General features: G+C 56.9%; 10 protein-coding genes. 4 read left to right on the forward strand and 6 right to left on the reverse strand.

The window, feature by feature from the left end; translation table 11 throughout:
- The first annotated feature begins 74 nt into the window (after positions 1-74).
- Both RHM55_RS17250 and RHM55_RS17255 read left to right on the forward strand, forming a co-directional pair.
- Entirely contained in the window at positions 75-1,226 is a 1,152-nt protein-coding gene (locus RHM55_RS17250; protein ID WP_322177517.1) for a hypothetical protein, read from the forward strand.
- A 126-nt stretch (positions 1,227-1,352) separates the two neighbouring features.
- Positions 1,353-2,192, forward strand: coding sequence for a 23S rRNA (adenine(2030)-N(6))-methyltransferase RlmJ (locus RHM55_RS17255; RefSeq protein WP_322177518.1), 840 nt, complete (start codon positions 1,353-1,355; stop codon positions 2,190-2,192).
- Between the two features lie 77 nt (positions 2,193-2,269).
- On the opposite strand, the gene RHM55_RS17260 is transcribed toward RHM55_RS17255, so the two are convergent.
- From RHM55_RS17260 to aceE, 6 genes are all read right to left on the reverse strand, one after another.
- Complete coding sequence (locus tag RHM55_RS17260) at positions 2,270-3,523, reverse strand: hypothetical protein (RefSeq protein WP_322177519.1); 1,254 nt, start codon at positions 3,521-3,523, stop codon at positions 2,270-2,272.
- Positions 3,524-4,185: 662 nt separating this feature from the next.
- Positions 4,186-4,848 (reverse strand): peptide-methionine (S)-S-oxide reductase MsrA, encoded by a 663-nt coding sequence (gene msrA, locus RHM55_RS17265; RefSeq protein WP_322177520.1) that lies wholly within the window; start codon positions 4,846-4,848, stop codon positions 4,186-4,188.
- Positions 4,849-5,003: 155 nt separating this feature from the next.
- Positions 5,004-7,697 carry a putative bifunctional diguanylate cyclase/phosphodiesterase gene (locus RHM55_RS17270; protein WP_322177521.1) on the reverse strand — a complete coding sequence of 898 codons (2,694 nt, stop codon included), beginning with the start codon at positions 7,695-7,697 and terminating at the stop codon, positions 5,004-5,006.
- Between the two features lie 270 nt (positions 7,698-7,967).
- Entirely contained in the window at positions 7,968-9,404 is a 1,437-nt protein-coding gene (locus RHM55_RS17275) for an alkaline phosphatase D family protein (protein ID WP_322177522.1), read from the reverse strand.
- Between the two features lie 237 nt (positions 9,405-9,641).
- Positions 9,642-11,288, reverse strand: coding sequence for a dihydrolipoyllysine-residue acetyltransferase (aceF, locus tag RHM55_RS17280; RefSeq protein ID WP_322177523.1), 1,647 nt, complete (start codon positions 11,286-11,288; stop codon positions 9,642-9,644).
- A 154-nt stretch (positions 11,289-11,442) separates the two neighbouring features.
- On the reverse strand, positions 11,443-14,088 hold the full coding sequence (aceE, locus tag RHM55_RS17285; RefSeq protein ID WP_322177524.1) for a pyruvate dehydrogenase (acetyl-transferring), homodimeric type: 2,646 nt from the start codon (positions 14,086-14,088) through the stop codon (positions 11,443-11,445).
- A 382-nt stretch (positions 14,089-14,470) separates the two neighbouring features.
- On the opposite strand from aceE, the gene glnE reads away from it, so the two are divergent.
- On the forward strand, positions 14,471-17,416 hold the full coding sequence (gene glnE / locus RHM55_RS17290; protein WP_322177525.1) for a bifunctional [glutamate--ammonia ligase]-adenylyl-L-tyrosine phosphorylase/[glutamate--ammonia-ligase] adenylyltransferase: 2,946 nt from the start codon (positions 14,471-14,473) through the stop codon (positions 17,414-17,416).
- Between the two features lie 156 nt (positions 17,417-17,572).
- Entirely contained in the window at positions 17,573-18,607 is a 1,035-nt protein-coding gene (gene waaF / locus RHM55_RS17295) for a lipopolysaccharide heptosyltransferase II (RefSeq protein WP_322177526.1), read from the forward strand.

The raw sequence follows: 18,607 nt of genomic DNA on the forward strand, positions 1-18,607 counted from the left end.
ACGAACACCATGAGCGCATTAACCGAAGCACAAAAAAAGCCTGCGACGCGTTCGCCTCAGCAACCAAGAGCGCTTTGTCGACGGTCCTCAACAGCCTCGCGCCCACGCAAAATGCTGATTACCCCAAACCGCATGTGCAAGAAGCCCCTTCGGATTCCCTGGACCCGCTTTTGGGTAACCCTTCCGGGGTGCATGTCGAGGTGGTTTATCCATCAATGAGGTTGTCCGACTTCATTGGCTTGTCCTTCAATGGCAACGACACTTTCGAGGTAAAAAATGGCAGCCTGTTTGGAAAGGTGACGTTCCTGGTTCCCGTTGCCGATGTGACTCTCGCGGTGGGCAAAACCATTCAGGTCATCTATGCCGTGGTCCGTCCGGATGGGGTGATCCTGTCCGAGATTCTGAACCTGATCGTGCAACCGATCGCGGCGGACAAACTGCCCACCCCGCAGATCACTCAGGCCTCGGAGGACGTACTGGATTTGACAACGTTCGACGGGGGAGGCGATGTAACCGTTGAGGCCTGGCCGTTGATAGCGGTAGGGCAGACGGTATGGCTGACACTCATTGGTACGATGGTGGATGGCTCCAGGTTCCAACTAAATCTGCTGGATGGATATATTATTGGTCAACAAGAGATCTTGAATGGCATTGCGCTGAATATCCCTCAGGTTGACTTGGAGCGATTGAAAGACTCCAGTGAGCTTACCCTGACTATTGAAGTTGGATTTGGCAAATCTCCCTCGCAGCATGATGCAATGTCTTTCCCTGTGCTTCGATTGAAGGTAAGTGCACAGTTAGAGACGTTTGAGTTCATTCCTGTACAAAGTACGTCCCTTGGGGGGAGTATTGACACCCCTTTCCTGGAGATCGCACTCGTCTCGGGGAGCACCAGCGCAATTGTGAGCGTTGTTTGCTATCCCCCTGCGGCACCTCGGGACATTTGGTATCTCCATTACAACGACAATGAAAGCCCTCCTGCGGTATTTGCGATGGAACTCAGATTGAAGTCAACGTACGCGAAAGTTAGTTTTCGGTGGTACGGACAAGCGAGCCTCTTCGAAGCGTACGATAAAAATCGAATACTATTATCTAGTCAGCGACACCCAAGCGTAGGCCCCAAACCGATAGATATTTCTTTCTCAAATGTTGGGCTGAACGTTATCAAAATATTTCCGGACCATACCGGCGGAAGTATTATAGAAATAATAAAACTAACTAGATAATAACGACACCTTGACCGGTGACCTGCAGGAGTCACCCAAACGCACCATTTCGGGCAGCGATAATCGCCGAGCAATTTGGACCCTTCCAGCACAGCTGCTAAACTCCGCTCCCTTCCAGGAGCCGCCATGAATTACCGTCACGCCTTCCACGCAGGCAACCATGCCGACGTGTTCAAACACCTGATCCTGACTCGCTTGATCGCCCTGATGGCGCGCAAGGAGCAGCCGTTCGCCTACATCGACAGTCACGCCGGGATTGGTCTGTATGACCTCAAAGGCGATCAGGCCACCCGCACGGGCGAATGGCTCGAGGGCATTGCGCGCTTGTGGGACGCGCCGGACCTGCCTGCGCTGGCGGCCGATTATCTGCAGGTGCTGCACGACATGAACCCCGACGGCGAGCTGCGTTATTACCCAGGTTCTCCGGAAATTGCCCGTCGCCTGACCCGCGAGCGTGAGCGCATTCTGCTCAATGAGAAGCACCCCGAAGACGGGCGACTGCTTAAAGAGAACATGAAGGGTGATCGCCGCGTTGCGGTGCATTTGGGTGAGGGTTGGCACGTGCCGCGTGCGCTGCTGCCAGTGGCGGAAAAACGTGGGCTGTTGCTGATCGACCCGCCGTTCGAACAACTCGACGAAATGAAGCGTTGCGCCGTGGCCCTGAAAGAAGCCATCGGCCGCATGCGTCAGACCGTGACCGCGATCTGGTACCCGATCAAGGATCAGCGTCTGTTGAAACGCTTCTATCAAGACCTGGCCGAAACCGGTGCGCCGAAGTTGTTGCGAGTAGAATTATTCGTGCACCCGCTGGACACCCCGCAAAGCTTGAATGGCTCTGGCCTAGCCATCGCCAACCCGCCTTGGGGTCTGGAAGAGGAGCTGCGCGAGCTGATGCCATGGCTGGCCAAGACCTTGGGGCAAACTCAGGGTGGCTGGCAGATGGATTGGTTGATTGCGGAATCTTGAGAGCAACAAGATTGATTTATCTTCAATGTTTTATCGAAAATAAATCAACCGCCGCCACTGACGTCGCTAGCTGGAAACTATTCACTTATACCGTGTGCCTCGGCGCTCAATGGGTCGGTTACTTGATCCCTGACCTTGTTTCCGAAAACCACGATCTTACCTGTAGCGAGTCCATTGGTACGGATGCTTTTAAGCGCAAGGGGGGTTACGAAGGTACCAAGATTGCCAAAGGTCTCATCGAGCTCCCCATTGCTCTGGTAACGCGACACTAAACTCACTTCAATCAGAATGGAGTCTCGGGCTGACATCGCTACGTAAACGTTGTTTAGATCGCCTAGCGCAAGGTATCCAAACCACGCTAAAGAATCGTTTTGGTAAAACGGCAGTCGAACATGCTGACCGCGGTTAAAGTCATTGTCAAACGTGCCATCAATGCCCAGCTTGCCTAAATAGTGATGTTGGGTGTCGTTGATGAGTTCGATAGCGATGTAATAGATTGCTCCTTCAGGGGCTGCAATGACCGCGACAATGGGCCTAAGGTTTTTGGGTGCGGTGTAGGAGCCCTCTACACCAAACGTTGTGTCTAGACTGCCTGCGGTGGTGTATCGAGCAATTCTATTCTCTTTAGCAACCAGCAACGTTGCGTCCTTGGGCTGGGTTGCAATAAATCCTTCACTGAGGTCGTAATCATCTAATGGCAAAACACCTGTTCCATTGAATGAGGTGTCTAACTCGCCTTCATGGGTGAGGCGGACTATCGCTTCTCGACCTATGATGGTAATCGTACCGCCTTCACAAATAAAATTACCAGTGTTCTCATGGTTCTCATTGTTTCTATTCGTCCCATCAGCGCTGGCGGCTGGGCTATTCTTAAAGGTGGGCAGCGTTATTCTTTTCACGCCACCGTTCCCAAAACTTACATCAAGCTCACCGGTAAGGCTTGAACGGAGCATTGCTACCTCCTGAAACCATTGGCCCTGTGGGCTCGATGACAATCCCAAGATCAGAATATGCTCTGCCGTTTGGCAGAGTCCCATGATCGACATCTGCCGAGAGCCGTCGAGAACAGCGGGTTGGAAGTACAATAAGCCGCCGTCTCCAAATGTTGTATCAATCGTTCCATGTTGGCTTAATTTTACCAGCCAATTGGCAATGTTTAATTCATTTTTTCCGCCGTATGCAGTGCCGCCGCATAGGTAGCCACCTTGTAGGAGTTGAGTGGTGGCTCCAAAAGAATTAGGTTTAATGATTATTTCTTTTCCGAATTCAAACTTTCCATCTGTACCGAATTCAGGGTCTAACGCATTGGGTGTAATCGCTTTACTTTTCATATTGGCAACTCCAAGTATTTGAATATTGACCTTACGGCAAGTGCGCCCGGATCTCTAGCTGTCAGAAATGACAGGTGCTTTAGGTTCAGCGAGTCCGCTGGGCAAACGATCAAACCTCTCAGTCGCTCAACTCGTAAATGGGGTGGTTTCGGAACGCTGCCTTATATCCTTTGGCGATTGCGTTGCTCATGGTTTCATCCATTAATTATTTTAATCATGGAGGATTAAGGAGATGGAGCACTGAATTTTTCGACACTTTTCAGTTTGCAGTTCATCCCGTCAGCGTGATATTTCTGGTCTGAATAACTTTCTATGTGAGTGGGTTGGCCATTATTGAACCGAGGGTCGAAATCGCCAACATTGTTATATCGAAATATTTGACCTTCCTCGCAAAGCCCCATCAGGCTCATGTCTGTGAGTTCTTCAGCAAGATACTGTCAGAAATAACAGGTTATTTGATTCAGGACAGCCGCCTGTCGTGTGAGAAGGCTTTCTATGGATGCTCTAGCGTTGATTTCGGAACTTTGATCTGACGGCGTAAGTGCGCTTGCCCGCAATGACATACTTTCAGACGATTTTTCATTGCCTGAATTGACGCCATCGCGTGCAAGCGCGCTCCTGCAGGTCAGCGGGCACTCGGAAGAAGGACGACTCAGTTCAAATCAATCCGCATTCAAACTCGGCGGCATGCACACCCCGGTCCCACCAATCCCGCAATACCCAGCCGGGTTCTTTGCCAAGTATTGCTGATGATAAGCCTCGGCGTAGTAGAACGTCGGCGCCTCTTCGATTTCTGTCGTAATTTGGCCCAAACCTGCCTTATCCAGTTCAGCTTGGAAAGCAGCCTTGCTGGCCAGCGCCGCTTCTAGTTGAGTTTCGTTGGTGCAATAGATAACCGAGCGATATTGCGTGCCGATGTCGCCGCCCTGGCGCATGCCCTGAGTCGGGTTGTGCGTTTCCCAGAACACTTTCAACAGCGCGTCATAGGTGGTGTGTTCGGTGTCGTAGACTACCAGAACGACTTCGCTGTGGCCGGTCAGGCCCGAGCAGACTTCTTCGTAGGTCGGGTTGGGCGTCATGCCTCCGGCGTAACCGACTGCCGTGCTGTACACGCCCGGTTGCTGCCATAGACGGCGTTCAGCACCCCAGAAACAGCCCATCCCAAAAATCGCAAAATCCACGGTGCCAGGAAACGGGCCGAGCAACGGGTTGCCGTTGACGAAATGCTTTTCCGGCACGGTCATGTGCGTTTCACGGCCTGGCAGTGCCTGCGAGGCGGTAGGCAGTTCATTTTTGTTCACGAGTATCTCCGAGCGCAAAACCATGAGCCAAATCCTCTGAATAGATCGAGACAACGGATAAGCATTGTCAGTCAGGGCTTCTGATTAATAGAGGGTGAGTGACGATAGACCGACAGTTTGCCCGACTGTTCAGGGTCGAGGGAAGGGGCGGGACACGCGTAGGGAGAGGCGCGCTGATGTCAGACCAGAGGGCCGCGAGGGTAACGTCGGAGCTTGTCGATCAGCTCCAGCCCTGGAATCGGCCGGTCAAACAGATAGCCTTGACCGACGTCGCATCGATGGCGACGCAGGAACGCCAGTTGTTCGGCGGTTTCGACACCTTCGGCCACGACCGTGAGTTTAAGGTTGTGGGCCATGGCGATCACCGCTGAGGTGATTTCCATGTCGTCCTGATTATCCGGAATGTCGCGGATGAAGCTGCGATCGATCTTGATGACGTCAATCGGGAATTTTTTCAGGTAGCTGAGGGAAGAGTAACCGGTGCCGAAGTCATCCATGGCCAGGGTCAGCCCGAGACTTTTCAGGGAATCGAGTTGTTGTCGGGTGTCCTCGGTCGCTTCCAGCAGCAAACCTTCGGTGAGTTCAAGCTCCAGCAAGGGGGCTGGCAGACGTTCTTCCTTGAGGATGCTGGCAATCGAAGACACCAGGTCCGGGTCGGAAAACTGCTTGGGTGACAGGTTGATCGCAACGTGCAAGAGCCCCAGCCCGGCGGCGGTCAGTTGTTTGCTCATGCGGCACGCTTCACGCGCGACCCATTTACCAATGGGGATGATCAGGCCGGTTTCTTCTGCAACGCTGATGAACTGGTCCGGGCGAATCATGCCTTTTTCCGGGTGATTCCAGCGCAACAGCGCTTCCATCCCCAGCAACCTTCCGCTGCGCAGGCACAGCTTGGGTTGGTAGAACACTTCCAGCTCGTTTTGGGTCAAGGCGCGTCGCAGGTTGTTCTCGACGAACAGCTTATAGCTGGCCTCGGCGTTGAGGGCTTCTGTGAACACTTGCACCTGATGTTTGCCGTTGGCCTTGGCCTTGTGCAGAGCCAAGCCGGCGTTCTTCATCAGGGTTTGCGGATCGCGGCCGTGCAGTGGCGCGCAGGCGAGGCCCACGGAGCCGGTGACGCTGATCAACTGGTTGTCGACGAACATCGGTTTATCCAGGGTCTTGAGTACCTGGATGGCGATCTGCTGGCCGGCGTCGAGGTCGGTGTCATCCAACAGCACGGCAAACTCGTTACTGGCAAATCGCGCCAGACTGCTGCTGGGGCTCAGGCTGTTCCGCAGGCGCCGGGCAAGGCTGATCAGCAGTTTGTCGCCAGTCTGATGGCCAAGGCTGTCGTTGATGCGTTTGAAGTTGTCGATGTCCACCAGCAACAGGCTGATGGGCGTGTCGCTGTCACGGGCAAAGCGCTCATCAAGGTTGCGAATGAACGCCGGCCGGTTGCCCAGGCTGGTGAGGTTGTCGGTGTAGGCCAGGCGTTCGATGCGCTGTTGTGCGAGCTTGGTCTGGGTGATGTCTTCGTAAATGCCGATGTAATGAGTCAACTCACGATTGTCGCCATACACCTTGGAGATCGAAAGCTGACCCCAATAGGGTTCCAGATTTTTGCGACGGCTCTTGAACTCGCCTTGCCAGCTGTTGCTTTTGGCGAGGCTGGAGTTGGCGTCGAGCAGCAATTCGTTGAGGTTTTCCAGCGCTGTCAGATCTGACAGCCGGTGGCCGTGGACCTCTTCGGTGGTGTATTGGGTGATCGCGGTGAAGCTCGGGTTGACGTATTCAACCACCCCGTCGCAATTGACCAGCAAGAAGGCGTTGGCGCTTTGTTCCACGGCGCGCTGGAACAAATGCAAGGCGCTGGTGGCGGTGCGTCGGTTGTGGTTGTTGAGAACCTGCGCGAATTGATCGGCCAACTCGCCGGCAAAGGTTATTTCATCGGCCTGCCAGGCGCGCGGGGTGCCGGTCTGTTCCAGGCACAGCACACCGACGACATTGCCATCGACACGGATACTGGCATCGAGCATCGCATTGATGTCCCGAGGCTTCAGGCTTTCGGCCATCTCGCGGGTGCGCGGGTCTAGTGATACGTCATTGGCATCAATGGCGCGGCCGGTGTGCAGGGCACCGAGGTAGCTCGGGAACAGGCTGGCGTCGATGGGTTGTGGCAGCAGGCAGTCGCCAGTGTCGCGATTGAACGCGGCAATCGGCTCCAGGCGCTGGTCGTTGAGGTTCCAGATGCTGGCGCAGGCGATGTCGTAGATTTCACAGGCGCTTTGAGTGATCAGCTGGGCCGCTTCCTGCACTGAGTTTTGGCTGCTGTAGCGATGACGGGCCAGGCGCAGGATCAGGCTTTGCTGAGCGCGAACACGCTCCAGATGCAGCAGTTGCTCATGCTGGGCACGCTGGTTGAGCTCAAGGGCAATTTGCAGGCGGTTGTTCTGGTTTTCCAGATCCGGGTCTGATGCAGGGCCGCTGTCACCGAGCAGGCCTTGGACCACGATGATGTAGCCGCGTAGCAGGTGGCGGTTATGCTGCTTAAAGCCCTCACCCATCTCCAGCAGGCTGATCGGGCCAACGGCAGTGTGCAGCGTATAGCGGATCAGATAGAACGGGCTGTTGGCCAATTGCAGCTGGATGTCGTCATGCATCTGATAGCGCGCTTCGGGCTCCATCAGGCTGGCATAAGGCGAGCCAACGAGGGAGCAAAGGTCTACCGCGGGCAGGCCAAACTGCTTTTCGCAATTGGGATCGAGGTACAGCAGCGCCCAGCTAGCGTCATTCAGCCGTTCGAAACGCAACATACCGAGCCGCGAGGGCACCGGTAATTGCGTGACTACCTCGACCGCGGTTCGACCGACGGCATCGGGTTGGCTTTTCATTAACAAACTCGCTTCCAGAATGCTGATCGCGCCCGGGCTTGCGCCCTCTTTTTTGTCGCGTGCGCCAAGGTTGCATCATGCAGCTCAGGCTGACAAGGGAGGGCAGTGGCTTAGTGCTATAAATCGTACCGATTGGCGTATTGATCTGCAGTATTTCCCGGGACTTTCGGGGTGTGCCTGGCTTGGGGCTTCGCATGCAAGCCCTTACCCACAAGCTCTGCGCTGGATTGTGGGTACCGGCTGGCCTGCAAAGAGGATAGACGCGGTCTGTTAGTCCAATGTAATGACGACAGGCTGTTTTTCCAGGGTTTGGCCATTTTTGCCAAAGAATTGCACCTGAACTTCTTTTTCATTCGCGCTCACATAGGCAAAGTTGTCTTCGCTGTGAACGTTGCTGATGAGTTGGCTGTTGTAAGCACCGTCGTTCACGATGCTCACCAGCCCATTCAGTATGAAGTCCGATTCATAGGAGTAAGCATACGTCGCCAACAGCGGGATTTTGTACAGCGGCGAAGACACGATGGTGTGCACGCTAAAGTCGGGGTCGGCCGAATGGGTCAGTTTACTGATCAGCGAACAATGAACGTCGCCGGAAACGAATACGACGTTCTGGATTTTATTGAAGCGAATGTAGTCGAGGATCTGGTTGCGTTGTTCCGGGAACGACTTCCAGCTGTCGCCATGGTCTGACTGGAGGTCCGGGTAAAACATGACCGGCGTAACCACGAACTTGACTCGCGCCTCACTGGTTTTCAACCTGTCGAGCAGGGCGGCCATTTGCACCGTGCCAATCATTTCGGGTGGTGTGGTGTGCAATTTGCGCTCGGTTCGGACGTCCATGACAAACCAGTCTGATACGCCGTTGGTGACGGTGTACCAAAACTTCTTCGGGATGACCGCGCCGGAAATGTCTCCGCTCTTCCTGGCGTCGTACAGGGGGCTGTGGCTGCACTGGTAGATGCTGTACGCCTTGATGGCTGCAGGGTAGAGCGTTTCTATGTCCTGAGGGGTGGCCTTGGCGGGCCAGTTGTCCTCGATCTCATGGTCGTCGAGGATCATGTAGGTGGGTACGTTGTTCATCATTTTGCCGATACCTTCCTGGCTGAACGCGACCCGGTAGCGGCTGAGGAAATCTTCCAGCGCCGCTGCCGGGTTGATCAGGTTGAGGTCGTCGGCATAGATCTGATCACCCACCATGAACACGGCATCAATGGGCATTTTCTTTCGGGTGACTTTGTCGAACATCACTTTGAACATTTGGTCGCCCAGATCCGGCCATAGGCCCATTCCATCACTGCCCCTCAAAGTATGGATATAACGGCAGGAGCCGACGATGAAGTTGCGCTCGGCTTTTGGATTGCGGGTGGCCGTTTTGAAGACATAGGTGCTGCTGTGCCACTTCAGTTTGCCGCTGCTTTGCAGGGCGACATTGTCCAGGGTTGTTTCAGCGCTGAACCAGCCTGCTTGATAGTCATAGACCGTGTTGTCATCGAGGCCATCGAGGATCATGACCGCCGTCATGTCGTTGTAAGGCATCAGTTGGTTGAACACAGGTTCAGACCAGTCAGGATTGTGACTGACTCGGTAACGTGCAACGCTGAAATGAGGGGTTTGCGACTCGCTTTTTTTGCTGCGAAGAAATATCCGGCATTGTTGCGAGGTGGTGTGGCCAACGATAGGGCCGACAGTGGGCTTGAGTATTTCCATGATTGAATCCGTTCAAATCAAATTGGGTGTGTAGTGCCTCATTGATTTTAGGGTGGACAGGAAAAAAATCGCTTCATGAAGGGCTACAGCGTTTGCGGCTGCTGACGATGCGTGCTGTAGGAAAAGCGGTTCGGCGGGCAAAAAAAAGCCCCGCCAAGCTGGCGGGGTTGAGGTACGAGCGTGGCAGCTCGGAAAACAGTGCTCGGCAGGCCCGGGGAAACGGGCCTGCCGGCTTTTTTACAGGAGCATCGTGCGGATATCCCCAAGCAGCTCGCTTAAGCGCTTGGTGAAGCGCGCAGCCGCAGCGCCGTTGATCACGCGGTGATCATAGGACAGCGAGAGTGGCAGCATCAGTTTCGGCTGGAAGGCTTTACCGTCCCAGACTGGCTGGATAGTGGCCTTGGACACGCCAAGGATCGCCACTTCCGGTGCGTTGACGATCGGCGTGAAGCCGGTGCCGCCAATGTGGCCGAGGCTGGAGATCGTGAAGCAGGCGCCTTGCATGTCATCGGCGGAGAGCTTTTTGGCGCGCGCTTTTTCTGCCAGAGCGGCAGCTTCAGCGGCCAGTTGCAGGAGGCTCTTCTGATCGACGTTCTTGATGACCGGGACCAGCAGACCTTCCGGTGTGTCCACGGCGAAGCCGATGTTCACGTACTTCTTGCGGATGATCGCTTTGCCGCTTGGCGCCAACGAGCTGTTGAAGTCCGGCAGTTCCTTGAGCAAATGCGCAGCGGCCTTGAGCAGCAGTGGCAGGACGGTCAGCTTGACGCCAGCCTTCTCTGCGACGGCTTTCTGAGCGATGCGGAAAGCTTCCAGTTCGGTGATGTCGGCCTGGTCGAACTGAGTCACGTGCGGAATGTTCAGCCAGCTGCGGTGCAGGCTTGACGCGCCGAGTTGCATCAGGCGAGTCATCGGCACTTCTTCGGTTTCGCCATAACGGCTGAAATCGACTTCCGGGATCGGCGGGATACCCGCGCCCCCGGTAGCGCCGCCGGCCGGTGCTTCCTTGGCCTTCTGCATCATGGCTTTGACGTAAACCTGCACGTCTTCTTTGAGCACGCGACCGTGTGGGCCGGTTGAGCCAACCGCACTCAGTTCTACCCCGAATTCACGGGCCAGTTGGCGAACTGCCGGGCCTGCGTGAACCTTGGCGCCGTCTTTCGCGGGTGCCACGGCGGCTGGAGCAGCGGCTTCGGCTTTTGGTGCCGACGCTGCTGCCGGTACGGCCGCTTCGGTTGGAGCTGGTGCAGCCGCCTGAGCCTGAGCCGGTGCTGCGGCTGGAGCTGCAGCGCCCGCCACTTTCAATTTCAGGATCAGGTCGCCGGTGCCGACTTCCTGGTCCAGCTTGACGCTGATGCTTTCGACCACGCCAGCAGCGGGCGAAGGAATTTCCATGCTGGCTTTGTCGGATTCGAGCGTGATCAGCGATTGATCAGCGACGATGGTGTCCCCGACCTTGACCATCAATTCGATGATCTTGGCTTTGCCCGACGAACCGATGTCCGGAACATGGATGTCCTGGACCGTTTCGCTGGCCGCGGCAGCGGGTGCAGCAACCGGTGCCTGGGCGGCGGCAGGCGCCGCTTTTTCTGGCGTGGCAGCGGCAGGTGCGGTCGCAGCGGGAGCCGCTTGTGCAGGAGCAGCCGCGTCGCCTTCGACTTCCAGTTCGAACAACTCGTCGCCTTCTTTCAGGCGGTCGCCGAGCTTCACTTTCATGCTTTTGATGACACCGGCTTTAGGCGCAGGGATTTCCATGCTTGCCTTGTCCGACTCCAGCGTCAGGATGCTCTGATCGGCTTCGATACGATCGCCGACCTTGACCATCAACTCAATGACTTCACCTTCACCGTTGCCGATGTCGGGTACTCGAATTAGCTCTCTCACAATCTCTCTCCTTCGGAGAACCTGTTCACTCTCGACTGCACTGGTTTCAGTTGAGACGAAAACAGCGTTGGGTGCTCATTTACCGATGTAAATTCCGCACCCTCTGCTGCTTCGCGCACCTCATCAGCGCTGTGTGCGATCTGAAAACAGACTCTTAACAGTCCAGTGGGTTGCGTTTCTCAGGGTCGATGCCGAACTTGACGATGGCTTCAGCCACCACCTTGGGTTCGATATCGCCGCGATCAGCCAAGGCTTCCAGAGCTGCCAGGACCACGAAGTTACGATCGACTTCAAAGAAGTGACGCAGCTTCTTGCGGCTGTCACTGCGGCCGAAACCATCAGTGCCCAGGACTTTGTATTCCTTGGTCGGTACCCACTGACGAATCTGGTCAGCGAACAGTTTCATGTAGTCGGTCGAAGCGATCACCGGACCTTTACGGCCACTGAGGCATTCTTCCACGTAGCTCAATGCAGGCTTCTGACCCGGGTGCAGGCGGTTGCTGCGCTCTACGGCCAGGCCATCGCGACGCAGTTCGTTGAAGCTGGTAACGCTCCAGACATCCGCGCCGACGTTGAACTGCTCGCGCAGGATCTTCGCCGCTTCACGCACTTCACGCAGGATAGTGCCCGACCCCATAAGCTGGACGTGGTGCGCCGCTTCCTTGGTGTCTTCTTCGAGCAGGTACATACCCTTGATGATGCCTTCCTCGACGCCAGCCGGCATGGCCGGTTGCACGTAGGATTCGTTCATCACGGTGAGGTAGTAGAAAACGTCCTGCTGCTCTTCGAACATCAGGCGCATGCCTTCGCGGATGATCACCGCCAACTCATAGCCGTAGGTCGGGTCGAACGTGCGGCAGTTCGGAATGGTCGAGGCCAGGATGTGGCTGTGACCGTCTTCGTGCTGCAAACCTTCGCCGTTGAGCGTGGTCCGACCGGCCGTGCCGCCGACCAGGAAACCCCGGGTGCGGCTGTCGCCAGCGGCCCAGGCCAGGTCGCCGATACGTTGGAACCCGAACATCGAATAGAAGATGTAGAACGGGATCATCGGTTGGTTGTGAGTGCTGTAGGACGTACCGGCAGCGATGAAGGAGGACATGGCGCCTGCTTCGTTGATACCTTCCTCGAGGATCTGACCTTTCTTGTCCTCGCGGTAGAACATCACTTGTTCTTTATCGACTGGCTCGTAGAGCTGGCCGACGGCCGAGTAGATGCCCAACTGGCGGAACATGCCTTCCATACCGAAGGTACGGGCTTCGTCGGGAATGATCGGCACGATGCGCTGGCCGATCTCTTTGTCCTTGATCAGTTGCGACAGAATCCGCACGAAGGCCATGGTGGTGGAGATTTCGCGATCGCCGGAACCGTCGAGGATAGCCTTGAGGGTTTCCAGTGGCGGAGTCGGCAGATTGAAGCTCTTGGCGCGACGCTGTGGCACGAAACCGCCCAGTGCGGCACGGCGCTCGCTCAAGTAGCGGGCTTCGGCGCTGCCTTCTTCGGGCTTGAAGAACGGCAGGGTTTCCAGTTGGTCATCTTTGATTGGAATGTCGAAGCGGTCACGGAAGCTTTTCAGGCTGTCGACGTCGACTTTCTTGGTGTTGTGCGCGGTGTTCTTCGCTTCACCCGCACCGGTGCCGTAACCCTTGATGGTCTTGGCCAGAACCACGGTCGGTTGACCCTTGTGGTTAACGGCTTCGTGGTACGCCGCGTAGACCTTGTACGGGTCGTGGCCGCCACGGTTGAGTTTCCAGATTTCATCGTCGGACAGATCAGCAACCATCGCCTTGAGTTCGGGCGAGTTGAAGAAGTGTTCACGCACGAACGCGCCGTCTTTGGCTTTGTAGTTCTGATACTCGCCGTCGACCACTTCGTCCATCCGGCGTTGCAGGATGCCGTCGACGTCTTTGGCCAGCAGTGGGTCCCAGAAACGGCCCCAGACCACTTTGGTCACGTTCCATTGAGCGCCACGGAACACACCTTCGAGTTCCTGGATGATCTTGCCGTTACCGCGAACCGGGCCGTCGAGACGTTGCAGGTTGCAGTTAACGACGAAGATCAGGTTGTCGAGGTTTTCACGACCGGCCAGGGAGATTGCACCCAGGGATTCCGGCTCGTCGGTCTCGCCATCGCCCAGGAAGCACCAGACTTTCTGCTTGCCTTCAGGGATGTAGCCACGGTGTTCCAGGTACTTCATGAAGCGTGCCTGGTAGATCGCCTGGATCGGGCCAAGGCCCATGGATACAGTCGGGAACTGCCAGAAATCTTTCATCAGCCACGGGTGTGGATAAGACGACAGGCCTTTGCCGTCGACTTCCTGACGGAAGTTGTTCATTTGGTCTTCGGTGATCCGGCCTTCCATGAACGCCCGTGCGTAAACGCCCGGCGAAGCGTGACCCTGGAAGTAGATCAGGTCGCCGCCATGTTCGTCGGTCGGGGCCTGGAAGAAGTAGTTGAAACCAATGTCATACAGCGTCGCGCTGGAGGCGAAGCTGGAGATGTGACCGCCCAGGTCAGGGTCATGCAGGTTGGTTTTGACAACCATTGCCAACGCGTTCCAACGCACCAGCGAGCGAATGCGGCGTTCCATGAACAGGTCGCCAGGCATGCGTGCTTCGTGGGTAACGGGGATCGTGTTGCGGTAGGGCGTGGTGATGGCGTAAGGCAGCTGTGAGCCACTTCTGGTGGCCAGCTCGCCCATACGGGTCATCAAATAGTGAGCACGGTCTTCGCCTTCTTTGTCGAGAACCGATTCCAGGGCGTCCAGCCATTCCTGGGTTTCGACGGGATCGAGGTCTTGCATGGCTTGCTCCAGGGCGGAAAGGCTTCCAGAATCGGTTGCCTGAGTTTGCGACTGGCCTTGTGGGCAGACGACATAAATTCTTGGATTACCGGGGGTTGTACCGGCGTTGTGTAGTTTTACTACAAATCGTCGGCCATTTCAGCCTTTCGAGTAGGTGCCTCAGTAGTAAAACTACAGAAGAGCGACTTATGGGCTCCTGTTGTGTTGTGAGATAAATCGTTAATGTAGGTGTAACGTGAACTCGGACGGGGAAAGACTTGATGTTGGCTGCCAAGAAATATGATTTTTCAGCTATTTATAACCTTTGTTCGACGATCCGCCTCACTACGTATTTCTTGTTGTCACGACAACCGGCCCTCCGTACGCCGATAAAGGATAGACCATGAGCCTCCCTTTGCTGGCCGATCTGCCAGCCATCCTGCAGCCGTTTGTCACGCGTGCGCATCAGTCGTGGGGCACCGCCGTGGCCTCCCTTTCCGACGATATCCTTGTCACGCTTGATACGTGGCCCGATGCGCGCCGCGCCGCTTTCGAACGCGTGTGCGCGGCCAGTGACTTTGTCGCCGATCAGGTGTGTCGCGACCCGCAAATGCTCCTCGACCTTGCCGCGTCCGGCCAGTTGGAGCGCAGTTTTGCCGTGGGCGAGATGCGCGAGCAGCTTGACGCCGCCGTGCAACTCGCCAGCACCGAGGATGAGTTGGGCCGCCATCTGCGCCGCCAGCGCACCCGACATCAGGTGCGCATCGTCTGGCGTGATCTGACCCGTCAGGCCGATCTGGTTGAAACCTGCCGCGACCTGTCGGACATGGCCGACGCCTGCATCGATCTGGCCTATCAATGGCTGTATCAGCGCCATTGTCAGCAGTTCGGTGTGCCGACCGGGCGTCGCAGCGGTGAGCCGCAGCAGATGGTCATCCTTGGGATGGGCAAACTGGGGGCGGTCGAACTCAACTTGTCGTCGGACATCGATCTGATCTTCGGTTACCCCGAAGGTGGCGAAACCCAAGGGGTCAAGCGCCCTCTGGACAATCAGGAATTCTTCATTCGCCTGGGGCAACGGCTGATCAAGGCGCTGGACCCGATCACCGTCGATGGTTTCGTGTTCCGCGTGGATATGCGCTTGCGGCCTTATGGCTCGTCTGGTGCGCTGGTGCTCAGTTTTAACGCGCTGGAGCAGTATTACCAGGATCAGGGTCGTGACTGGGAACGCTACGCGATGATCAAGGCGCGGGTGGTGGGCGGCGATCAAGTCGCTGGCGCGCAGTTGCTCGACATGCTGCGGCCGTTCGTCTACCGGCGTTATCTGGACTTCTCTGCGATTGAAGCGCTGCGCACCATGAAGCAGCTGATTCAGCAGGAAGTCCGGCGCAAAGGCATGGCCGAGAACATAAAGCTTGGCGCAGGCGGAATTCGCGAAGTGGAGTTCATCGCCCAGGCGTTCCAGTTGATTCACGGCGGTCGAGACCTGAGCCTACAACAACGCCCACTGCTTAAAGTGCTGAACACCCTGGAAGGTCAGGGGTATCTGCCGCCTGCGGTGATTAGTGAGCTGCGCGATGCCTATGAGTTTTTGCGATACACCGAGCACGCGATCCAGGCCATCGCCGATCGCCAGACCCAGATGCTCCCGGACAGCCCGGAAGATCAGGCGCGCATCGCCTTCATGCTGGGCTTTGCCGACTGGACGAGTTTCCACGAACGGTTGATGCACTGGCGTGGTCGCGTGGATTGGCATTTCCGCCAAGTGATCGCTGATCCCGATGAAGAGCAGGGTGAAGAAAGCCAAATGGTGGTCGGCGGTGAATGGTTGCCGCTGTGGGAAGAATCCCAGGACGAAGACGCCGCCTGCCGCCAGTTGCAGGAAGGCGGATTTACCGATGCCGCCAAGGCGCTGAGACAATTGTCAGGCCTGCGCGGCAGTCCGCAACTACGCTCCATGCAGCGCCTGAGTCGCGAACGTCTGGACGCCTTTATTCCACGGCTGATGGCGCAGACGGTGGAGCATGAAAATCCCGACTTGGTATTGGAACGCGTGTTACCACTGGTCGAAGCGGTCGCTCGACGCTCCGCCTATCTGGTGCTCCTCACGGAAAACCCCAATGCCCTGCGTCGTTTACTGACGCTGTGTGCGGCCAGCCCGTGGATCGCCGAGCAAATCGCACGCTTCCCGCTGTTGCTCGATGAATTGCTCAACGAAGGCCGTCTGTTCAGCCCGCCGTTGGCCCCGGAACTGGCAGCGGAACTGCGCGAGCGGTTGACCCGGATTCCCGAAGATGACCTCGAACAACAGATGGAGGCCCTGCGACACTTCAAGCTGGCCCACCGGCTGCGTGTGGCGGCCTCGGAAATAACCGGCAGCTTGCCCCTGATGAAAGTCAGCGATTACCTGACCTGGCTGGCTGAAGCGATTCTGGAGCAGGTGTTGGCCTTGGCCTGGCGCCACACGGTCGCCAGGCACGGCACGCCGTCGCGCCCGGATGGCACCCTGTGCGATCCCGGTTTCATCATTGTCGGGTACGGCAAAGTCGGGGGGATCGAGCTCGGTCACGGTTCGGACCTGGACTTGGTGTTCATTCATGACGGCGATCCGCAGGCTGAAACCGACGGTGCCAAGCCTATAGATGGCGCGCAGTTTTTCACCCGACTGGGCCAGCGGATCATCCATTTGCTGACCACCCAGACCAACTCCGGTCAGTTGTACGAGGTCGATATGCGCCTGCGTCCGTCTGGCGCGTCGGGGCTGCTGGTCAGTTCATTGGGCGCCTTCAGCCGCTATCAGGAAAACGAAGCCTGGACCTGGGAGCATCAGGCGCTGGTGCGTGCGCGGGTGTTGGTGGGCAGCCAAGAGGTAGGTGCCGCTTTCGAAAAAGTACGGGCCTCGGTGCTGGGTCGCAAGCGTGATTTGCCTGCGCTGCGACTGGAAGTGAGCGAGATGCGCGCCAAGATGCGGGACAATCTGGGCAGCAAGTCGACGGCCGCCGGAACGGCCGCGAATGCCTTCGAAGCCACGGCGCCGTTCGATCTCAAGCAGGACGCCGGTGGTATCGTCGATATCGAATTTATGGTGCAATACGCCGCCTTGGCGTGGTCCTGGGAGCATCCGGCACTGCTGCGTTATACCGATAACATCCGTATTCTGGAAGGTCTGGAACAGGCCGGGTTGGTTCCCGACACAGATGCCCACCTGTTACGCGAGGCTTATAAGGCCTATCGTGCAGCGGCTCACCGGCAGGCTTTGCAGAAAGAGGCCGGGGTGATCGGCGGCGATCAATTTCACGCCCAACGGCGCGAAGTGCTACGGATCTGGTCTGAGTTAGGTTTGAGTTAAGGGTGTGAATCAATGGCATCCGGCGAGCGCTCGCGGCCTTAACCGTCGTGTTGCGCAGGATTTATAACGCTATGACAGGGAGGCGTCAGGTTGTGTGGCAAGGTCGCGCAATTTGATAAGCCTCCCTGCTCGTTTCTGGTGGTTTTTGGATTAAGCATGAGAATTCTAATCGTTGGGCCAAGCTGGGTCGGTGACATGGTGATGGCGCAAACGCTGTTCCAGTGCCTGAAACAGCGTCATCCCGAGTGCGAAATCGATGTGTTGGCCCCTGAGTGGAGCCGGCCGATTCTTGAGCGCATGCCCGAAGTTCGCAAGGCCTTGAGCTTTCCGCTCGGCCACGGCGCGCTCGAACTGGCAACCCGCCGCAGGATAGGCAAGTCGCTGGCTGGCCAGTATGACCAGGCGATTCTGTTACCCAACTCGCTGAAGTCGGCGCTGGTGCCGTTTTTTGCGGGCATTCCGAAACGCACCGGCTGGCGTGGCGAGTTCCGTTACGGCCTGCTCAACGATGTGCGCACCTTGGACAAGCAGCGTTACCCGCTGATGATCGAACGTTTCATGGCATTGGCCTATGACGCGGGCGTCGAGCTGCCTCAGCCGTATCCACGGCCGAGCCTGCGAATCGATGCCGCCACCCGCGATGCCGCGCTGAGCAAGTTCGGTTTGACCCTTGATCGCCCGGTGCTGGCGCTGTGTCCTGGCGCCGAGTTCGGCGAGTCCAAGCGCTGGCCCGCTGAACATTACGCCAAGGTCGCTGAAACCCGAATTCGCCAAGGCTGGCAGGTCTGGTTGTTTGGTTCGAAAAATGATCATGCGGTGGGCGAGAGCATTCGTGATCGATTGATCCCCGGCTTGCGCGAAGAGGCCGTCAACCTCAGCGGCGACACGTCGCTGGCCGAAGCGATTGACCTGATGTCCTGCGCTGACGCAGTGGTGTCCAATGACTCGGGCTTGATGCACGTCGCCGCGGCGCTCAATCGCCCGCTGGTGGCGGTGTACGGCTCGACGTCTCCGGGCTTCACCCCACCGTTGGCCGACAAGGTCGAAATCGTCCGGTTGGGCATCGAATGCAGCCCGTGTTTCGACCGTACCTGTCGCTTTGGTCATTACAACTGCATGCGTCAGCTGGAGCCAACACCTGTGGTCGAGGCGCTGGAGCGTCTGGGCGGCACACCGGTCGAGGTTATCTGA

Origin of the sequence: Pseudomonas sp. MH9.2, assembly GCF_034353875.1 — a bacterium.
GTDB lineage: Bacteria > Pseudomonadota > Gammaproteobacteria > Pseudomonadales > Pseudomonadaceae > Aquipseudomonas.

What these genes read in the sequence shown, in the direction of transcription:
- RHM55_RS17260 (WP_322177519.1), bottom strand. Translation starts at nt 3,523, where the DNA reads ATGAAAAGTAAAGCGATTACACCCAATGCGTTAGACCCTGAATTCGGT.
- aceE (WP_322177524.1), bottom strand. Translation starts at nt 14,088, where the DNA reads ATGCAAGACCTCGATCCCGTCGAAACCCAGGAATGGCTGGACGCCCTG.
- RHM55_RS17255 (WP_322177518.1), top strand. Translation starts at nt 1,353, where the DNA reads ATGAATTACCGTCACGCCTTCCACGCAGGCAACCATGCCGACGTGTTC.
- waaF (WP_322177526.1), top strand. Translation starts at nt 17,573, where the DNA reads ATGAGAATTCTAATCGTTGGGCCAAGCTGGGTCGGTGACATGGTGATG.
- RHM55_RS17275 (WP_322177522.1), bottom strand. Translation starts at nt 9,404, where the DNA reads ATGGAAATACTCAAGCCCACTGTCGGCCCTATCGTTGGCCACACCACC.
- RHM55_RS17270 (WP_322177521.1), bottom strand. Translation starts at nt 7,697, where the DNA reads ATGAAAAGCCAACCCGATGCCGTCGGTCGAACCGCGGTCGAGGTAGTC.
- glnE (WP_322177525.1), top strand. Translation starts at nt 14,471, where the DNA reads ATGAGCCTCCCTTTGCTGGCCGATCTGCCAGCCATCCTGCAGCCGTTT.
- msrA (WP_322177520.1), bottom strand. Translation starts at nt 4,848, where the DNA reads ATGGTTTTGCGCTCGGAGATACTCGTGAACAAAAATGAACTGCCTACC.